2 protein-coding genes, 8 tRNA genes and 8 rRNA genes are annotated in these 20,008 nt (G+C 46.8%); all 18 read right to left on the reverse strand.

The window, feature by feature from the left end; all coding sequences use genetic code 11:
* Positions 1–43: 43 nt before the first annotated feature.
* Positions 44–2,971: ribosomal RNA gene (locus tag PB01_RS17550) — 23S ribosomal RNA — on the reverse strand.
* Positions 2,972–3,202: 231 nt separating this feature from the next.
* A 16S ribosomal RNA gene (locus tag PB01_RS17555) occupies positions 3,203–4,756 on the reverse strand.
* Positions 4,757–5,608: 852 nt separating this feature from the next.
* Positions 5,609–5,724, reverse strand: a 5S ribosomal RNA gene (gene rrf / locus PB01_RS17560).
* A 58-nt stretch (positions 5,725–5,782) separates the two neighbouring features.
* Positions 5,783–8,710: ribosomal RNA gene (locus tag PB01_RS17565) — 23S ribosomal RNA — on the reverse strand.
* 231 nt (positions 8,711–8,941) lie between these two features.
* Positions 8,942–10,495, reverse strand: a 16S ribosomal RNA gene (locus tag PB01_RS17570).
* Positions 10,496–11,347: 852 nt separating this feature from the next.
* Positions 11,348–11,463: ribosomal RNA gene (rrf, locus tag PB01_RS17575) — 5S ribosomal RNA — on the reverse strand.
* A 58-nt stretch (positions 11,464–11,521) separates the two neighbouring features.
* A 23S ribosomal RNA gene (locus PB01_RS17580) occupies positions 11,522–14,449 on the reverse strand.
* A gap of 231 nt (positions 14,450–14,680) precedes the next feature.
* A 16S ribosomal RNA gene (locus PB01_RS17585) occupies positions 14,681–16,234 on the reverse strand.
* Together the 16S, 23S and 5S rRNA genes with 8 tRNA genes alongside form the textbook arrangement of a ribosomal RNA operon.
* Positions 16,235–16,397: 163 nt before the next feature.
* Positions 16,398–16,471: transfer RNA gene (locus PB01_RS17590), tRNA-Gly, on the reverse strand.
* A 29-nt stretch (positions 16,472–16,500) separates the two neighbouring features.
* A tRNA-Arg gene (locus tag PB01_RS17595) sits at positions 16,501–16,577 on the reverse strand.
* An 11-nt stretch (positions 16,578–16,588) separates the two neighbouring features.
* A tRNA-Leu gene (locus PB01_RS17600) sits at positions 16,589–16,675 on the reverse strand.
* A gap of 65 nt (positions 16,676–16,740) precedes the next feature.
* Positions 16,741–16,813: transfer RNA gene (locus PB01_RS17605), tRNA-Lys, on the reverse strand.
* 8 nt (positions 16,814–16,821) lie between these two features.
* Positions 16,822–16,896 (reverse strand) — tRNA-Gln (locus PB01_RS17610).
* Between the two features lie 3 nt (positions 16,897–16,899).
* Positions 16,900–16,975: transfer RNA gene (locus PB01_RS17615), tRNA-Asp, on the reverse strand.
* A gap of 21 nt (positions 16,976–16,996) precedes the next feature.
* Positions 16,997–17,068, reverse strand: a tRNA-Glu gene (locus PB01_RS17620).
* A 4-nt stretch (positions 17,069–17,072) separates the two neighbouring features.
* Positions 17,073–17,147 (reverse strand) — tRNA-Asn (locus PB01_RS17625).
* An 80-nt stretch (positions 17,148–17,227) separates the two neighbouring features.
* Complete coding sequence (locus tag PB01_RS17630; protein WP_151701377.1) at positions 17,228–17,698, reverse strand: SprT family protein; 471 nt, start codon at positions 17,696–17,698, stop codon at positions 17,228–17,230.
* 98 nt (positions 17,699–17,796) lie between these two features.
* Positions 17,797–19,965, reverse strand: coding sequence for a Tex family protein (locus tag PB01_RS17635; RefSeq protein WP_151701378.1), 2,169 nt, complete (start codon positions 19,963–19,965; stop codon positions 17,797–17,799).
* Positions 19,966–20,008 lie beyond the last annotated feature (43 nt).

Consider the following 20,008-nt stretch of genomic DNA (forward strand, 5'->3'; position numbering starts at 1 on the left):
CACTCAAAACTGGATAAAAGACATTGAAATATATAAATTCTATTTGGTTAAGTCCTCGATCGATTAGTATTCGTCAGCTGCACATGTCGCCACGCTTCCACCCCGAACCTATCTACCTCATCGTCTTTGAGGGATCTTACTTACTTGCGTAATGGGAAATCTCATCTTGAGGGGGGCTTCGTGCTTAGATGCTTTCAGCACTTATCCCGTCCACACATAGCTACCCAGCGATGCTCTTGGCAGAACAACTGGTACACCAGCGGTGTGTCCATCCCGGTCCTCTCGTACTAAGGACAGCTCCTCTCAAATTTCCTACGCCCACGACGGATAGGGACCGAACTGTCTCACGACGTTCTGAACCCAGCTCGCGTACCGCTTTAATGGGCGAACAGCCCAACCCTTGGGACCGACTACAGCCCCAGGATGCGATGAGCCGACATCGAGGTGCCAAACCTCCCCGTCGATGTGGACTCTTGGGGGAGATAAGCCTGTTATCCCCGGGGTAGCTTTTATCCGTTGAGCGATGGCCCTTCCATGCGGAACCACCGGATCACTAAGCCCGTCTTTCGACCCTGCTCGACTTGTAGGTCTCGCAGTCAAGCTCCCTTCTGCCTTTACACTCTTCGAATGATTTCCAACCATTCTGAGGGAACCTTTGGGCGCCTCCGTTACACTTTAGGAGGCGACCGCCCCAGTCAAACTACCCGCCTGACACTGTCTCCTACCCGGGTTACGGGTATGGGTTAGAATTTCAATACAACCAGGGCAGTATCCCACCGACGCCTCCTCCGAAGCTGGCGCTCCGGGCTCTAAGGCTCCTGCCTATCCTGTACAAGTTGCACCAAAATTCAATATCAAGCTATAGTAAAGCTCCACGGGGTCTTTCCGTCCTGTCGCGGGTAACCTGCATCTTCACAGGTACTATAATTTCACCGAGTCTCTCGTTGAGACAGTGCCCAGATCGTTACGCCTTTCGTGCGGGTCGGAACTTACCCGACAAGGAATTTCGCTACCTTAGGACCGTTATAGTTACGGCCGCCGTTTACTGGGGCTTCAATTCGCACCTTCGCTTGCGCTAAGCACTCCTCTTAACCTTCCAGCACCGGGCAGGCGTCAGCCCCTATACTTCACCTTACGGTTTTGCAGAGACCTGTGTTTTTGCTAAACAGTCGCCTGGGCCTATTCACTGCGGCTCTTCTAGGCTATACACCCAAAAGAGCACCCCTTCTCCCGAAGTTACGGGGTCATTTTGCCGAGTTCCTTAACGAGAGTTCTCTCGCTCACCTTAGGATTCTCTCCTCGACTACCTGTGTCGGTTTGCGGTACGGGCACCTATCACCTCGCTAGAGGCTTTTCTTGGCAGTGTGAAATCAGGAACTTCGGACTAAGTCCTCGCCATCACAGCTCAATGTTACAGAGTGCGGATTTGCCTACACTCACACCTCACTGCTTGGACATGCATAACCAACAGCATGCTTACCCTATCCTTCTGCGTCCCCCCATTGCTCAAACGGTGGTTTGGTGGTACAGGAATATCAACCTGTTGTCCATCGTCTACGCCTATCGGCCTCGACTTAGGTCCCGACTAACCCTGAGCGGACGAGCCTTCCTCAGGAAACCTTAGTCATACGGTGGATGGGATTCTCACCCATCTTTCGCTACTCATACCGGCATTCTCACTTCTAAGCGCTCCACCAGTCCTTCCGGTCTGACTTCAACGCCCTTAGAACGCTCTCCTACCACTGATACCATAGGTATCAATCCACAGCTTCGGTGATTTGTTTAGCCCCGATACATTTTCGGCGCAGCGTCACTCGACCAGTGAGCTATTACGCACTCTTTAAATGATGGCTGCTTCTAAGCCAACATCCTGGTTGTCTAAGCAACGCCACATCCTTTTCCACTTAACAAATACTTTGGGACCTTAGCTGGTGGTCTGGGCTGTTTCCCTCTTGACTACGGATCTTATCACTCGCAGTCTGACTCCCAAACATAAATCATTGGCATTCGGAGTTTGTCTGAATTCGGTAACCCGGGATGGGCCCCTAGTCCAAACAGTGCTCTACCTCCAAGATTCTAACGTTTGAGGCTAGCCCTAAAGCTATTTCGGAGAGAACCAGCTATCTCCAGGTTCGATTGGAATTTCTCCGCTACCCACACCTCATCCCCGCACTTTTCAACGTGCGTGGGTTCGGACCTCCAGTAAGTGTTACCTTACCTTCATCCTGGACATGGGTAGATCACCTGGTTTCGGGTCTACGACCACATACTCATTCGCCCTATTCAGACTCGCTTTCGCTGCGGCTCCGTCTTCTCAACTTAACCTTGCATGTAATCGTAACTCGCCGGTTCATTCTACAAAAGGCACGCCATCACCCATTAACGGGCTCTGACTACTTGTAGGCACGCGGTTTCAGGATCTATTTCACTCCCCTTCCGGGGTGCTTTTCACCTTTCCCTCACGGTACTGGTTCACTATCGGTCACTAGGTAGTATTTAGCCTTGGGAGATGGTCCTCCCAGATTCCGACGGAATTTCACGTGTTCCGCCGTACTCAGGATACACTCAAGAGAGAATGAACTTTTGACTACGGGGCTTTTACCCTATCCTGCGGACCTTTCCAGATCGCTTCGTCTAACTCATTCCTTTGTAACTCTATGTAGAGTGTCCTACAACCCCAAGAGGCAAGCCTCTTGGTTTGGGCTATTCCCGTTTCGCTCGCCGCTACTCAGGGAATCGATTTTTCTTTCTCTTCCTCCAGGTACTTAGATGTTTCAGTTCCCTGGGTGTGCCACAGATACGCTATGTATTCACGTAAATGTACTGCTCCATTACGAACAGTGGGTTTCCCCATTCGGAAATCTCCGGATCAAAGCTCACTTACAGCTCCCCGAAGCATATCGGTGTTAGTGCCGTCCTTCTTCGGCTCCTAGTGCCAAGGCATTCACCGCGCGCCCTTATTAACTTAACCTAATTTGGTCCTCCGTGAAAACACGGACTTCCTATAGTAGTTAAAAATACTACGCAAAATATAATCACAAAAGTGATTACAAATTGAATTTCTTGAATTTGTTTCTTTCAATGTCTTTTTATCCAGTTTTCAAAGAACAAGTTTTCAAATGCTCATAAAAATGAACATTCAAAACTGAACTGCAAAACGTTAAGATACAGATAAAAATCTGTATTCCGATATTATCCTTAGAAAGGAGGTGATCCAGCCGCACCTTCCGATACGGCTACCTTGTTACGACTTCACCCCAATCATCTGTCCCACCTTCGGCGGCTGGCTCCCGTAAGGGTTACCCCACCGACTTCGGGTGTTACAAACTCTCGTGGTGTGACGGGCGGTGTGTACAAGGCCCGGGAACGTATTCACCGTGGCATGCTGATCCACGATTACTAGCGATTCCGGCTTCATGTAGGCGAGTTGCAGCCTACAATCCGAACTGAGAACGGTTTTATGGGATTAGCTCACCCTCGCGGGGTTGCGACCCTCTGTACCGTCCATTGTAGCACGTGTGTAGCCCAGGTCATAAGGGGCATGATGATTTGACGTCATCCCCACCTTCCTCCGGTTTATCACCGGCAGTCACCTTAGAGTGCCCAACTGAATGCTGGCAACTAAGATCAAGGGTTGCGCTCGTTGCGGGACTTAACCCAACATCTCACGACACGAGCTGACGACAACCATGCACCACCTGTCACCGCTGTCCCCGAAGGGAAAGATCTATCTCTAGAACGGTCAGCGGGATGTCAAGACCTGGTAAGGTTCTTCGCGTTGCTTCGAATTAAACCACATGCTCCACCGCTTGTGCGGGCCCCCGTCAATTCCTTTGAGTTTCAGTCTTGCGACCGTACTCCCCAGGCGGAGTGCTTAATGCGTTAGCTGCAGCACTAAGGGGCGGAAACCCCCTAACACTTAGCACTCATCGTTTACGGCGTGGACTACCAGGGTATCTAATCCTGTTTGCTCCCCACGCTTTCGCGCCTCAGCGTCAGTTACAGACCAGAAAGCCGCCTTCGCCACTGGTGTTCCTCCAAATCTCTACGCATTTCACCGCTACACTTGGAATTCCGCTTTCCTCTTCTGTACTCAAGTCCCCCAGTTTCCAATGACCTTCCACGGTTGAGCCGTGGGATTTCACATCAGACTTAAAGGACCGCCTGCGCGCGCTTTACGCCCAATAATTCCGGACAACGCTTGCCACCTACGTATTACCGCGGCTGCTGGCACGTAGTTAGCCGTGGCTTTCTAATGAGGTACCGTCAAGGTACGAGCAGTTACTCTCGTACTTGTTCTTCCCTCACAACAGAGTTTTACGATCCGAAAACCTTCTTCACTCACGCGGCATTGCTCCATCAGACTTTCGTCCATTGTGGAAGATTCCCTACTGCTGCCTCCCGTAGGAGTCTGGGCCGTGTCTCAGTCCCAGTGTGGCCGATCACCCTCTCAGGTCGGCTACGCATCGTCGCCTTGGTGAGCCGTTACCTCACCAACTAGCTAATGCGCCGCGGGCCCATCCTGTAGTGACAGCCGAAACCGTCTTTTAACATTTCCCCATGTGAGGAAATGGATTATTCGGTATTAGCCCCGGTTTCCCGGAGTTATCCCAATCTACAGGGCAGGTTGCCCACGTGTTACTCACCCGTCCGCCGCTAAATCAGAAGAAGCAAGCTTCTTCGTCATTCGCTCGACTTGCATGTATTAGGCATGCCGCCAGCGTTCGTCCTGAGCCAGGATCAAACTCTCCATAATAGAGAACTTAAAAAGCTCATTTTGTTTTGCTGGCATCATCATTAAATGATGTCCAAATTGTTTTACTATCAAACTAACCTAAGCTAGTCTTTCTAGTTATATTTCTTAACGTTTTACATGTTCAGTTTTCAATGTTCATGTTCTGCTTTTGTTGTTATGTCGTTTTGACGACTTTATTATCATAACAAATCTTGTTATTAATGTCAACAACTTTTTTTAATTACTTTTTGAAAAAACAGTAGTTAAAATGACAACTTAATTAATATACCACTCTCTAAAGAGAATGACAAGTGTTTTTCTTTGTTTTTTTAATAAAACTTACATCTATTATTACCTATACAATATATAGATGAAATAAAATGGTGAGACACTACCAATAGTAATTACTCACCTTTTCTTTAGAAAACTGTTTATTTTATAAGGTTTTTCTCACGTGTATTAAAAACTCCTATAAGTTAATCAACTTTACTTATAATCTATTTATAATAGTGTACTAGTAATATTTTTACTTGAAACCGCAACTTTTATCACCAAATGAATTACGTTTGCGCTTCTTCTCACATAACCTCTCAAATCTGCGATTTCGATCATACAAGTTCAAGTATAAAATTCGGAAGATGCCAAGCATTTTGCACTTAGTTGTGTAAAAACCACAATATTTATTATAGAATCTAAAAATACTATACCTTCTAAATTATGTGAACTTACGTATAATAACTTCTACATTACGATCTGCATTTTTTATGGATAATTGTAGGAAAACCCCAACAAATATTATAGAACCTTTAAAACAGTTAAATTTATACAGCAAAAAAAGTCGTTACCGATTACTCGGTAACGACTTTTCATAGTGCCCAGCGACGTCCTACTCTTGCAGGGGGAAACCCCCAACTACCATCGGCGCTGAAGAGCTTAACTTCCGTGTTCGGTATGGGAACGGGTGTGACCTCTTCGCCATCATCACTAGACAATGAGTGCTTGTTCACTCAAAACTGGATAAAAGACATTGAAATGTGCAAATTCTATTTGGTTAAGTCCTCGATCGATTAGTATTCGTCAGCTGCACATGTCGCCACGCTTCCACCCCGAACCTATCTACCTCATCGTCTTTGAGGGATCTTACTTACTTGCGTAATGGGAAATCTCATCTTGAGGGGGGCTTCGTGCTTAGATGCTTTCAGCACTTATCCCGTCCACACATAGCTACCCAGCGATGCTCTTGGCAGAACAACTGGTACACCAGCGGTGTGTCCATCCCGGTCCTCTCGTACTAAGGACAGCTCCTCTCAAATTTCCTACGCCCACGACGGATAGGGACCGAACTGTCTCACGACGTTCTGAACCCAGCTCGCGTACCGCTTTAATGGGCGAACAGCCCAACCCTTGGGACCGACTACAGCCCCAGGATGCGATGAGCCGACATCGAGGTGCCAAACCTCCCCGTCGATGTGGACTCTTGGGGGAGATAAGCCTGTTATCCCCGGGGTAGCTTTTATCCGTTGAGCGATGGCCCTTCCATGCGGAACCACCGGATCACTAAGCCCGTCTTTCGACCCTGCTCGACTTGTAGGTCTCGCAGTCAAGCTCCCTTCTGCCTTTACACTCTTCGAATGATTTCCAACCATTCTGAGGGAACCTTTGGGCGCCTCCGTTACACTTTAGGAGGCGACCGCCCCAGTCAAACTACCCGCCTGACACTGTCTCCTACCCGGGTTACGGGTATGGGTTAGAATTTCAATACAACCAGGGCAGTATCCCACCGACGCCTCCTCCGAAGCTGGCGCTCCGGGCTCTAAGGCTCCTGCCTATCCTGTACAAGTTGCACCAAAATTCAATATCAAGCTATAGTAAAGCTCCACGGGGTCTTTCCGTCCTGTCGCGGGTAACCTGCATCTTCACAGGTACTATAATTTCACCGAGTCTCTCGTTGAGACAGTGCCCAGATCGTTACGCCTTTCGTGCGGGTCGGAACTTACCCGACAAGGAATTTCGCTACCTTAGGACCGTTATAGTTACGGCCGCCGTTTACTGGGGCTTCAATTCGCACCTTCGCTTGCGCTAAGCACTCCTCTTAACCTTCCAGCACCGGGCAGGCGTCAGCCCCTATACTTCACCTTACGGTTTTGCAGAGACCTGTGTTTTTGCTAAACAGTCGCCTGGGCCTATTCACTGCGGCTCTTCTAGGCTATACACCCAAAAGAGCACCCCTTCTCCCGAAGTTACGGGGTCATTTTGCCGAGTTCCTTAACGAGAGTTCTCTCGCTCACCTTAGGATTCTCTCCTCGACTACCTGTGTCGGTTTGCGGTACGGGCACCTATCACCTCGCTAGAGGCTTTTCTTGGCAGTGTGAAATCAGGAACTTCGGACTAAGTCCTCGCCATCACAGCTCAATGTTACAGAGTGCGGATTTGCCTACACTCACACCTCACTGCTTGGACATGCATAACCAACAGCATGCTTACCCTATCCTTCTGCGTCCCCCCATTGCTCAAACGGTGGTTTGGTGGTACAGGAATATCAACCTGTTGTCCATCGTCTACGCCTATCGGCCTCGACTTAGGTCCCGACTAACCCTGAGCGGACGAGCCTTCCTCAGGAAACCTTAGTCATACGGTGGATGGGATTCTCACCCATCTTTCGCTACTCATACCGGCATTCTCACTTCTAAGCGCTCCACCAGTCCTTCCGGTCTGACTTCAACGCCCTTAGAACGCTCTCCTACCACTGATACCATAGGTATCAATCCACAGCTTCGGTGATTTGTTTAGCCCCGATACATTTTCGGCGCAGCGTCACTCGACCAGTGAGCTATTACGCACTCTTTAAATGATGGCTGCTTCTAAGCCAACATCCTGGTTGTCTAAGCAACGCCACATCCTTTTCCACTTAACAAATACTTTGGGACCTTAGCTGGTGGTCTGGGCTGTTTCCCTCTTGACTACGGATCTTATCACTCGCAGTCTGACTCCCAAACATAAATCATTGGCATTCGGAGTTTGTCTGAATTCGGTAACCCGGGATGGGCCCCTAGTCCAAACAGTGCTCTACCTCCAAGATTCTAACGTTTGAGGCTAGCCCTAAAGCTATTTCGGAGAGAACCAGCTATCTCCAGGTTCGATTGGAATTTCTCCGCTACCCACACCTCATCCCCGCACTTTTCAACGTGCGTGGGTTCGGACCTCCAGTAAGTGTTACCTTACCTTCATCCTGGACATGGGTAGATCACCTGGTTTCGGGTCTACGACCACATACTCATTCGCCCTATTCAGACTCGCTTTCGCTGCGGCTCCGTCTTCTCAACTTAACCTTGCATGTAATCGTAACTCGCCGGTTCATTCTACAAAAGGCACGCCATCACCCATTAACGGGCTCTGACTACTTGTAGGCACGCGGTTTCAGGATCTATTTCACTCCCCTTCCGGGGTGCTTTTCACCTTTCCCTCACGGTACTGGTTCACTATCGGTCACTAGGTAGTATTTAGCCTTGGGAGATGGTCCTCCCAGATTCCGACGGAATTTCACGTGTTCCGCCGTACTCAGGATACACTCAAGAGAGAATGAACTTTTGACTACGGGGCTTTTACCCTATCCTGCGGACCTTTCCAGATCGCTTCGTCTAACTCATTCCTTTGTAACTCTATGTAGAGTGTCCTACAACCCCAAGAGGCAAGCCTCTTGGTTTGGGCTATTCCCGTTTCGCTCGCCGCTACTCAGGGAATCGATTTTTCTTTCTCTTCCTCCAGGTACTTAGATGTTTCAGTTCCCTGGGTGTGCCACAGATACGCTATGTATTCACGTAAATGTACTGCTCCATTACGAACAGTGGGTTTCCCCATTCGGAAATCTCCGGATCAAAGCTCACTTACAGCTCCCCGAAGCATATCGGTGTTAGTGCCGTCCTTCTTCGGCTCCTAGTGCCAAGGCATTCACCGCGCGCCCTTATTAACTTAACCTAATTTGGTCCTCCGTGAAAACACGGACTTCCTATAGTAGTTAAAAATACTACGCAAAATATAATCACAAAAGTGATTACAAATTGAATTTCTTGAATTTGTTTCTTTCAATGTCTTTTTATCCAGTTTTCAAAGAACAAGTTTTCAAATGCTCATAAAAATGAACATTCAAAACTGAACTGCAAAACGTTAAGATACAGATAAAAATCTGTATTCCGATATTATCCTTAGAAAGGAGGTGATCCAGCCGCACCTTCCGATACGGCTACCTTGTTACGACTTCACCCCAATCATCTGTCCCACCTTCGGCGGCTGGCTCCCGTAAGGGTTACCCCACCGACTTCGGGTGTTACAAACTCTCGTGGTGTGACGGGCGGTGTGTACAAGGCCCGGGAACGTATTCACCGTGGCATGCTGATCCACGATTACTAGCGATTCCGGCTTCATGTAGGCGAGTTGCAGCCTACAATCCGAACTGAGAACGGTTTTATGGGATTAGCTCACCCTCGCGGGGTTGCGACCCTCTGTACCGTCCATTGTAGCACGTGTGTAGCCCAGGTCATAAGGGGCATGATGATTTGACGTCATCCCCACCTTCCTCCGGTTTATCACCGGCAGTCACCTTAGAGTGCCCAACTGAATGCTGGCAACTAAGATCAAGGGTTGCGCTCGTTGCGGGACTTAACCCAACATCTCACGACACGAGCTGACGACAACCATGCACCACCTGTCACCGCTGTCCCCGAAGGGAAAGATCTATCTCTAGAACGGTCAGCGGGATGTCAAGACCTGGTAAGGTTCTTCGCGTTGCTTCGAATTAAACCACATGCTCCACCGCTTGTGCGGGCCCCCGTCAATTCCTTTGAGTTTCAGTCTTGCGACCGTACTCCCCAGGCGGAGTGCTTAATGCGTTAGCTGCAGCACTAAGGGGCGGAAACCCCCTAACACTTAGCACTCATCGTTTACGGCGTGGACTACCAGGGTATCTAATCCTGTTTGCTCCCCACGCTTTCGCGCCTCAGCGTCAGTTACAGACCAGAAAGCCGCCTTCGCCACTGGTGTTCCTCCAAATCTCTACGCATTTCACCGCTACACTTGGAATTCCGCTTTCCTCTTCTGTACTCAAGTCCCCCAGTTTCCAATGACCTTCCACGGTTGAGCCGTGGGATTTCACATCAGACTTAAAGGACCGCCTGCGCGCGCTTTACGCCCAATAATTCCGGACAACGCTTGCCACCTACGTATTACCGCGGCTGCTGGCACGTAGTTAGCCGTGGCTTTCTAATGAGGTACCGTCAAGGTACGAGCAGTTACTCTCGTACTTGTTCTTCCCTCACAACAGAGTTTTACGATCCGAAAACCTTCTTCACTCACGCGGCATTGCTCCATCAGACTTTCGTCCATTGTGGAAGATTCCCTACTGCTGCCTCCCGTAGGAGTCTGGGCCGTGTCTCAGTCCCAGTGTGGCCGATCACCCTCTCAGGTCGGCTACGCATCGTCGCCTTGGTGAGCCGTTACCTCACCAACTAGCTAATGCGCCGCGGGCCCATCCTGTAGTGACAGCCGAAACCGTCTTTTAACATTTCCCCATGTGAGGAAATGGATTATTCGGTATTAGCCCCGGTTTCCCGGAGTTATCCCAATCTACAGGGCAGGTTGCCCACGTGTTACTCACCCGTCCGCCGCTAAATCAGAAGAAGCAAGCTTCTTCGTCATTCGCTCGACTTGCATGTATTAGGCATGCCGCCAGCGTTCGTCCTGAGCCAGGATCAAACTCTCCATAATAGAGAACTTAAAAAGCTCATTTTGTTTTGCTGGCATCATCATTAAATGATGTCCAAATTGTTTTACTATCAAACTAACCTAAGCTAGTCTTTCTAGTTATATTTCTTAACGTTTTACATGTTCAGTTTTCAATGTTCATGTTCTGCTTTTGTTGTTATGTCGTTTTGACGACTTTATTATCATAACAAATCTTGTTATTAATGTCAACAACTTTTTTTAATTACTTTTTGAAAAAACAGTAGTTAAAATGACAACTTAATTAATATACCACTCTCTAAAGAGAATGACAAGTGTTTTTCTTTGTTTTTTTAATAAAACTTACATCTATTATTACCTATACAATATATAGATGAAATAAAATGGTGAGACACTACCAATAGTAATTACTCACCTTTTCTTTAGAAAACTGTTTATTTTATAAGGTTTTTCTCACGTGTATTAAAAACTCCTATAAGTTAATCAACTTTACTTATAATCTATTTATAATAGTGTACTAGTAATATTTTTACTTGAAACCGCAACTTTTATCACCAAATGAATTACGTTTGCGCTTCTTCTCACATAACCTCTCAAATCTGCGATTTCGATCATACAAGTTCAAGTATAAAATTCGGAAGATGCCAAGCATTTTGCACTTAGTTGTGTAAAAACCACAATATTTATTATAGAATCTAAAAATACTATACCTTCTAAATTATGTGAACTTACGTATAATAACTTCTACATTACGATCTGCATTTTTTATGGATAATTGTAGGAAAACCCCAACAAATATTATAGAACCTTTAAAACAGTTAAATTTATACAGCAAAAAAAGTCGTTACCGATTACTCGGTAACGACTTTTCATAGTGCCCAGCGACGTCCTACTCTTGCAGGGGGAAACCCCCAACTACCATCGGCGCTGAAGAGCTTAACTTCCGTGTTCGGTATGGGAACGGGTGTGACCTCTTCGCCATCATCACTAGACAATGAGTGCTTGTTCACTCAAAACTGGATAAAAGACATTGAAATGTGCAAATTCTATTTGGTTAAGTCCTCGATCGATTAGTATTCGTCAGCTGCACATGTCGCCACGCTTCCACCCCGAACCTATCTACCTCATCGTCTTTGAGGGATCTTACTTACTTGCGTAATGGGAAATCTCATCTTGAGGGGGGCTTCGTGCTTAGATGCTTTCAGCACTTATCCCGTCCACACATAGCTACCCAGCGATGCTCTTGGCAGAACAACTGGTACACCAGCGGTGTGTCCATCCCGGTCCTCTCGTACTAAGGACAGCTCCTCTCAAATTTCCTACGCCCACGACGGATAGGGACCGAACTGTCTCACGACGTTCTGAACCCAGCTCGCGTACCGCTTTAATGGGCGAACAGCCCAACCCTTGGGACCGACTACAGCCCCAGGATGCGATGAGCCGACATCGAGGTGCCAAACCTCCCCGTCGATGTGGACTCTTGGGGGAGATAAGCCTGTTATCCCCGGGGTAGCTTTTATCCGTTGAGCGATGGCCCTTCCATGCGGAACCACCGGATCACTAAGCCCGTCTTTCGACCCTGCTCGACTTGTAGGTCTCGCAGTCAAGCTCCCTTCTGCCTTTACACTCTTCGAATGATTTCCAACCATTCTGAGGGAACCTTTGGGCGCCTCCGTTACACTTTAGGAGGCGACCGCCCCAGTCAAACTACCCGCCTGACACTGTCTCCTACCCGGGTTACGGGTATGGGTTAGAATTTCAATACAACCAGGGCAGTATCCCACCGACGCCTCCTCCGAAGCTGGCGCTCCGGGCTCTAAGGCTCCTGCCTATCCTGTACAAGTTGCACCAAAATTCAATATCAAGCTATAGTAAAGCTCCACGGGGTCTTTCCGTCCTGTCGCGGGTAACCTGCATCTTCACAGGTACTATAATTTCACCGAGTCTCTCGTTGAGACAGTGCCCAGATCGTTACGCCTTTCGTGCGGGTCGGAACTTACCCGACAAGGAATTTCGCTACCTTAGGACCGTTATAGTTACGGCCGCCGTTTACTGGGGCTTCAATTCGCACCTTCGCTTGCGCTAAGCACTCCTCTTAACCTTCCAGCACCGGGCAGGCGTCAGCCCCTATACTTCACCTTACGGTTTTGCAGAGACCTGTGTTTTTGCTAAACAGTCGCCTGGGCCTATTCACTGCGGCTCTTCTAGGCTATACACCCAAAAGAGCACCCCTTCTCCCGAAGTTACGGGGTCATTTTGCCGAGTTCCTTAACGAGAGTTCTCTCGCTCACCTTAGGATTCTCTCCTCGACTACCTGTGTCGGTTTGCGGTACGGGCACCTATCACCTCGCTAGAGGCTTTTCTTGGCAGTGTGAAATCAGGAACTTCGGACTAAGTCCTCGCCATCACAGCTCAATGTTACAGAGTGCGGATTTGCCTACACTCACACCTCACTGCTTGGACATGCATAACCAACAGCATGCTTACCCTATCCTTCTGCGTCCCCCCATTGCTCAAACGGTGGTTTGGTGGTACAGGAATATCAACCTGTTGTCCATCGTCTACGCCTATCGGCCTCGACTTAGGTCCCGACTAACCCTGAGCGGACGAGCCTTCCTCAGGAAACCTTAGTCATACGGTGGATGGGATTCTCACCCATCTTTCGCTACTCATACCGGCATTCTCACTTCTAAGCGCTCCACCAGTCCTTCCGGTCTGACTTCAACGCCCTTAGAACGCTCTCCTACCACTGATACCATAGGTATCAATCCACAGCTTCGGTGATTTGTTTAGCCCCGATACATTTTCGGCGCAGCGTCACTCGACCAGTGAGCTATTACGCACTCTTTAAATGATGGCTGCTTCTAAGCCAACATCCTGGTTGTCTAAGCAACGCCACATCCTTTTCCACTTAACAAATACTTTGGGACCTTAGCTGGTGGTCTGGGCTGTTTCCCTCTTGACTACGGATCTTATCACTCGCAGTCTGACTCCCAAACATAAATCATTGGCATTCGGAGTTTGTCTGAATTCGGTAACCCGGGATGGGCCCCTAGTCCAAACAGTGCTCTACCTCCAAGATTCTAACGTTTGAGGCTAGCCCTAAAGCTATTTCGGAGAGAACCAGCTATCTCCAGGTTCGATTGGAATTTCTCCGCTACCCACACCTCATCCCCGCACTTTTCAACGTGCGTGGGTTCGGACCTCCAGTAAGTGTTACCTTACCTTCATCCTGGACATGGGTAGATCACCTGGTTTCGGGTCTACGACCACATACTCATTCGCCCTATTCAGACTCGCTTTCGCTGCGGCTCCGTCTTCTCAACTTAACCTTGCATGTAATCGTAACTCGCCGGTTCATTCTACAAAAGGCACGCCATCACCCATTAACGGGCTCTGACTACTTGTAGGCACGCGGTTTCAGGATCTATTTCACTCCCCTTCCGGGGTGCTTTTCACCTTTCCCTCACGGTACTGGTTCACTATCGGTCACTAGGTAGTATTTAGCCTTGGGAGATGGTCCTCCCAGATTCCGACGGAATTTCACGTGTTCCGCCGTACTCAGGATACACTCAAGAGAGAATGAACTTTTGACTACGGGGCTTTTACCCTATCCTGCGGACCTTTCCAGATCGCTTCGTCTAACTCATTCCTTTGTAACTCTATGTAGAGTGTCCTACAACCCCAAGAGGCAAGCCTCTTGGTTTGGGCTATTCCCGTTTCGCTCGCCGCTACTCAGGGAATCGATTTTTCTTTCTCTTCCTCCAGGTACTTAGATGTTTCAGTTCCCTGGGTGTGCCACAGATACGCTATGTATTCACGTAAATGTACTGCTCCATTACGAACAGTGGGTTTCCCCATTCGGAAATCTCCGGATCAAAGCTCACTTACAGCTCCCCGAAGCATATCGGTGTTAGTGCCGTCCTTCTTCGGCTCCTAGTGCCAAGGCATTCACCGCGCGCCCTTATTAACTTAACCTAATTTGGTCCTCCGTGAAAACACGGACTTCCTATAGTAGTTAAAAATACTACGCAAAATATAATCACAAAAGTGATTACAAATTGAATTTCTTGAATTTGTTTCTTTCAATGTCTTTTTATCCAGTTTTCAAAGAACAAGTTTTCAAATGCTCATAAAAATGAACATTCAAAACTGAACTGCAAAACGTTAAGATACAGATAAAAATCTGTATTCCGATATTATCCTTAGAAAGGAGGTGATCCAGCCGCACCTTCCGATACGGCTACCTTGTTACGACTTCACCCCAATCATCTGTCCCACCTTCGGCGGCTGGCTCCCGTAAGGGTTACCCCACCGACTTCGGGTGTTACAAACTCTCGTGGTGTGACGGGCGGTGTGTACAAGGCCCGGGAACGTATTCACCGTGGCATGCTGATCCACGATTACTAGCGATTCCGGCTTCATGTAGGCGAGTTGCAGCCTACAATCCGAACTGAGAACGGTTTTATGGGATTAGCTCACCCTCGCGGGGTTGCGACCCTCTGTACCGTCCATTGTAGCACGTGTGTAGCCCAGGTCATAAGGGGCATGATGATTTGACGTCATCCCCACCTTCCTCCGGTTTATCACCGGCAGTCACCTTAGAGTGCCCAACTGAATGCTGGCAACTAAGATCAAGGGTTGCGCTCGTTGCGGGACTTAACCCAACATCTCACGACACGAGCTGACGACAACCATGCACCACCTGTCACCGCTGTCCCCGAAGGGAAAGATCTATCTCTAGAACGGTCAGCGGGATGTCAAGACCTGGTAAGGTTCTTCGCGTTGCTTCGAATTAAACCACATGCTCCACCGCTTGTGCGGGCCCCCGTCAATTCCTTTGAGTTTCAGTCTTGCGACCGTACTCCCCAGGCGGAGTGCTTAATGCGTTAGCTGCAGCACTAAGGGGCGGAAACCCCCTAACACTTAGCACTCATCGTTTACGGCGTGGACTACCAGGGTATCTAATCCTGTTTGCTCCCCACGCTTTCGCGCCTCAGCGTCAGTTACAGACCAGAAAGCCGCCTTCGCCACTGGTGTTCCTCCAAATCTCTACGCATTTCACCGCTACACTTGGAATTCCGCTTTCCTCTTCTGTACTCAAGTCCCCCAGTTTCCAATGACCTTCCACGGTTGAGCCGTGGGATTTCACATCAGACTTAAAGGACCGCCTGCGCGCGCTTTACGCCCAATAATTCCGGACAACGCTTGCCACCTACGTATTACCGCGGCTGCTGGCACGTAGTTAGCCGTGGCTTTCTAATGAGGTACCGTCAAGGTACGAGCAGTTACTCTCGTACTTGTTCTTCCCTCACAACAGAGTTTTACGATCCGAAAACCTTCTTCACTCACGCGGCATTGCTCCATCAGACTTTCGTCCATTGTGGAAGATTCCCTACTGCTGCCTCCCGTAGGAGTCTGGGCCGTGTCTCAGTCCCAGTGTGGCCGATCACCCTCTCAGGTCGGCTACGCATCGTCGCCTTGGTGAGCCGTTACCTCACCAACTAGCTAATGCGCCGCGGGCCCATCCTGTAGTGACAGCCGAAACCGTCTTTTAACATTTCCCCATGTGAGGAAATGGATTATTCGGTATTAGCCCCGGTTTCCCGGAGTTATCCCAATCTACAGGGCAGGTTGCCCACGTGTTACTCACCCGTCCGCCGCTAAATCAGAAGAAGCAAGCTTCTTCGTCATTCGCTCGACTTGCATGTATTAGGCATGCCGCCAGCGTTCGTCCTGAGCCAGGATCAAACTCTCCATAATAGAGAACTTAAAAAGCTCATTTTGTTTTGCTGGCATCATCATTAAATGATGTCCAAATTGTTTTACTATCAAGCTAACCGGAGTTAGTCTTTCAAGTTATATTTCTTAACGTTTTGCATGTTCAGTTTTCAATGTTCATGTTTTAACTAATGGTTTTAAATAATGGAGCGGGTGAAGAGAATCGAACTCTCATCATCAGCTTGGAAGGCTGAGGTTTTACCACTAAACTACACCCGCATATATAAAATTAAATGTTGTTGTTTCATTGGCGCGCCCGGCAGGAGTCGAACCCACAACCTTCTGATCCGTAGTCAGACGCTCTATCCAATTGAGCTACGGGCGCATAATGCACTTTGGTGCGGCCGAGAGGATTTGAACCTCCACAGGGTTAACCCCCACTAGGCCCTCAACCTAGCGCGTCTGCCATTCCGCCACGACCGCGTAGTTAATTTTCAAGACAAGCCTTATTATAACTTCACTAGCTAAGAATGTCAACAACAAATTTATGAGCCATGTAGGATTCGAACCTACGACCCTCTGATTAAAAGTCAGATGCTCTACCAACTGAGCTAATGGCTCTAAGAAAATGGCTGGGGTACCTGGATTCGAACCAGGGCATGACGGAATCAAAATCCGTTGCCTTACCGCTTGGCTATACCCCAATATGGCGGTCCCGACCGGGATCGAACCGGCGATCTCCTGCGTGACAGGCAGGCATGTTAACCGCTACACCACGGGACCTTTAAAATTATATTATGTAAATGACCCCTACGGGATTCGAACCCGTGTTACCGCCGTGAAAGGGCGGTGTCTTAACCGCTTGACCAAGGGGCCATGATGGCTCCGAAGGTAGGACTCGAACCTACGACCAATCGATTAACAGTCGATTGCTCTACCACTGAGCTACTTCGGAATAATTTTTGTCGTTTTGTTTTACTCGACTTTTATTATTATAAAGAGCCTTTTAAGAAACGTCAACTACTTTTTCGAATTTTATTTAATATTTCTTAATGAAACTAATAATAGATCTCCCAAACACTTGCCACATCTGTATTTGTTCGTATTTAATCGAATTTTCCGATTATATTCAAGTGAACATTTTATACATTGGTATGTGTAGGTTTTATTTATTTGACCCTTTTTCTTATCTACAAGTGTAGAACAAAATCTCGGAGATTTCGTTCTTTTCAATAATTCTCGAAAGTCAGCATCTCTATGTTTATACCCTTTTCCTTCTATATGTAAATGATAATGACAAAGCTCATGTTTTATAACACCAATCAATTCATCCATCCCATGCTTTTCAAACACAAGAGGATTTACTTCTATATGATGAGTTCTTAACATGTACCTTCCTCCAGTAGTACGAAGGCGACTATTAAAATAAGCTTCATGTTGAAAGTCTTTCCCAAAAATCTTTATTGATACATCACATACTAATTCACGAAGTTTTTCATCTGTCACTTAAATCTCTCCTAATCAATTACGCCTCGGCAAAAACTACCGAATTAACTTTAAAAGATGTTGTCCAATGAATAATCAATTGGACAACTCTTGTTTGCTTATACTTGTTGTTCTGGAGGAAGCATAGTTAAAGAAACCTTTCCTTTATTTGCATCGTATTGTTCGACCCATACAGTAACGATATCTCCTAGCGATACAACATCTAATGGATGTTTTACAAAACCTTTTTTCAACTTCGAAATATGAACTAAGCCATCTTGTTTTACACCGATATCAACAAACGCACCAAAGTCTACTACGTTTCGAACAGTACCTTGAAGCTCCATTCCCTTTTGAAGATCTTCCATTTTAAGAACATCTTTCTTCAAAATAGGTTGCGGGAAAGCTTCTCGTGGATCTCGAGTTGGTTTGATCAATGTTTCTACTATATCTTTTAATGTAATTTCACCAATTTCTAGTTCCTTGCTTACTTCCGCAATATTAATGTTTATCAAAGCTGCTTCTGCTTCTTTGGATCCGATTTGAGACTTTTCCAAACCTACGATTTCTAAAACTTGTTCTGCTGCTTTATAACTTTCTGGATGAATTCCTGTAGCATCGAATGGGTTTTTAGCGTCTGGAACACGTAAGAATCCTATTGCTTGCTCGTATGTTTTAGCTCCTAGACGAGGAATTTTCTTTAGTTGCGCTCTAGAAGTAAACCTTCCTTGCTCATTTCTCAAATTCACTACGTTTTCCGCAACTGTTTTCGATAGACCAGAAACGTATTGCAATAGGGATGCAGATGCTGTATTTACGTTCACTCCAACTTGGTTAACTGCAGTTTCTACTATAAAAGAAAGAGACTCTGAAAGTTTCTTTTGAGATACATCATGTTGGTATTGCCCTACCCCAACTGCTTTTGGTTCAATCTTCACAAGTTCAGCAAGCGGATCTTGTAACCTTCTTGCAATTGAAACGGCACTTCGCTGCTCCACTTGTAAGTCAGGGAACTCATTCCTTGCAGTTTCAGATGCTGAATAAACACTTGCTCCTGCTTCGTTCACAATAACGTAAGCAACATCGCCTTCTACTTCTTTCAAACAATCTACTATAAATTGTTCGGTTTCACGAGAAGCTGTACCGTTCCCAATTGCAATTAATGAAATTGGGTACTTCTTCAAATAAGAAAGAACTTTCTTTTTAGATCCTTCCACATCCATTTTAGGTGCATGTGGATAAATCGCTGAAACTTCTAGCAGCTTTCCTGTATCATCTACAACTGCAAGCTTGCATCCTGTTCGGTATGCTGGATCCACACCAAGAATAACTTTCCCTTTTAATGGAGGTTGCAATAATAAGTTACGTAAATTTTCCGAGAAAATGTGGATTGCTTGAGTTTCTGCCTTTTCCGTAAGTTCTGTTCGAATTTCTCTTTCTACAGAAGGTTGGATTAAGCGTTTATACGAGTCTTCAATTGCCATTTCCACATGTTCAACTGCATCACTGGACGTTTGATAAGGAATCCACTGTGTTTTCATAAGATTCGTCACTTTATCTATTGGAACTTGAAAACTCACCTTAAGTACATCTTCTTTTTCTCCACGGTTAATCGCTAAAGTTCTGTGAGGAACAATTTTTTTCACAGGTTCCTCGTACTCATAATACATTTCAAATACATTCTTTTCGTCCAACTCTTCCTTTTTGACTGTGGAAATAACCTTTCCATCAGCGCGAGTGATATTGCGTATTTGTTCGCGAATTTTCGCATCATCAGAAAATTGTTCTGCTAAAATATCTCTTGCACCTTGAAGTGCCTCTTCTATAGAAAGAACTTCTAAATTTTCATTGATATAATCGACTGCTAGCTTTTGCACCGACTCTTTAGGAAAAGTAAGCAGCAAACTCGCTAGTGGTTCTAATCCTTTTTCCTTACCAATCGTCGCTTTTGTTCTGCGCTTTTGCTTATATGGTCGGTACAAATCTTCTAATCGTTGAAGAACCATAGCATTTTGAATAGAAGTAGTCAATTCTTCCGTTAACTTACCTTGCTCATCAATTAATCGGATAACCTCTTCTTTTCGTTGTTCTAACTGCTGTATGTAATTATATCGATCTTCTACAGCCTTAATCTGCACCTCATCTAAAGATCCCGTTTGCTCTTTCCTATACCGTGCTATAAAAGGAACTGTATTTCCTTCTTCTAATAGTTTAATCACTTGTTCAGCTTGCGTAGTTTTGACTCCTGTTTCTTTAGAAACAAGCTGTAGCATTTTCTTTATTTCCAAAACAAACACACCCTTTCCTTATAAGATTATTTTAACACAAAAA

It is taken from the genome of Psychrobacillus glaciei (assembly GCF_008973485.1).
Lineage (GTDB): Bacteria > Bacillota > Bacilli > Bacillales_A > Planococcaceae > Psychrobacillus > Psychrobacillus glaciei.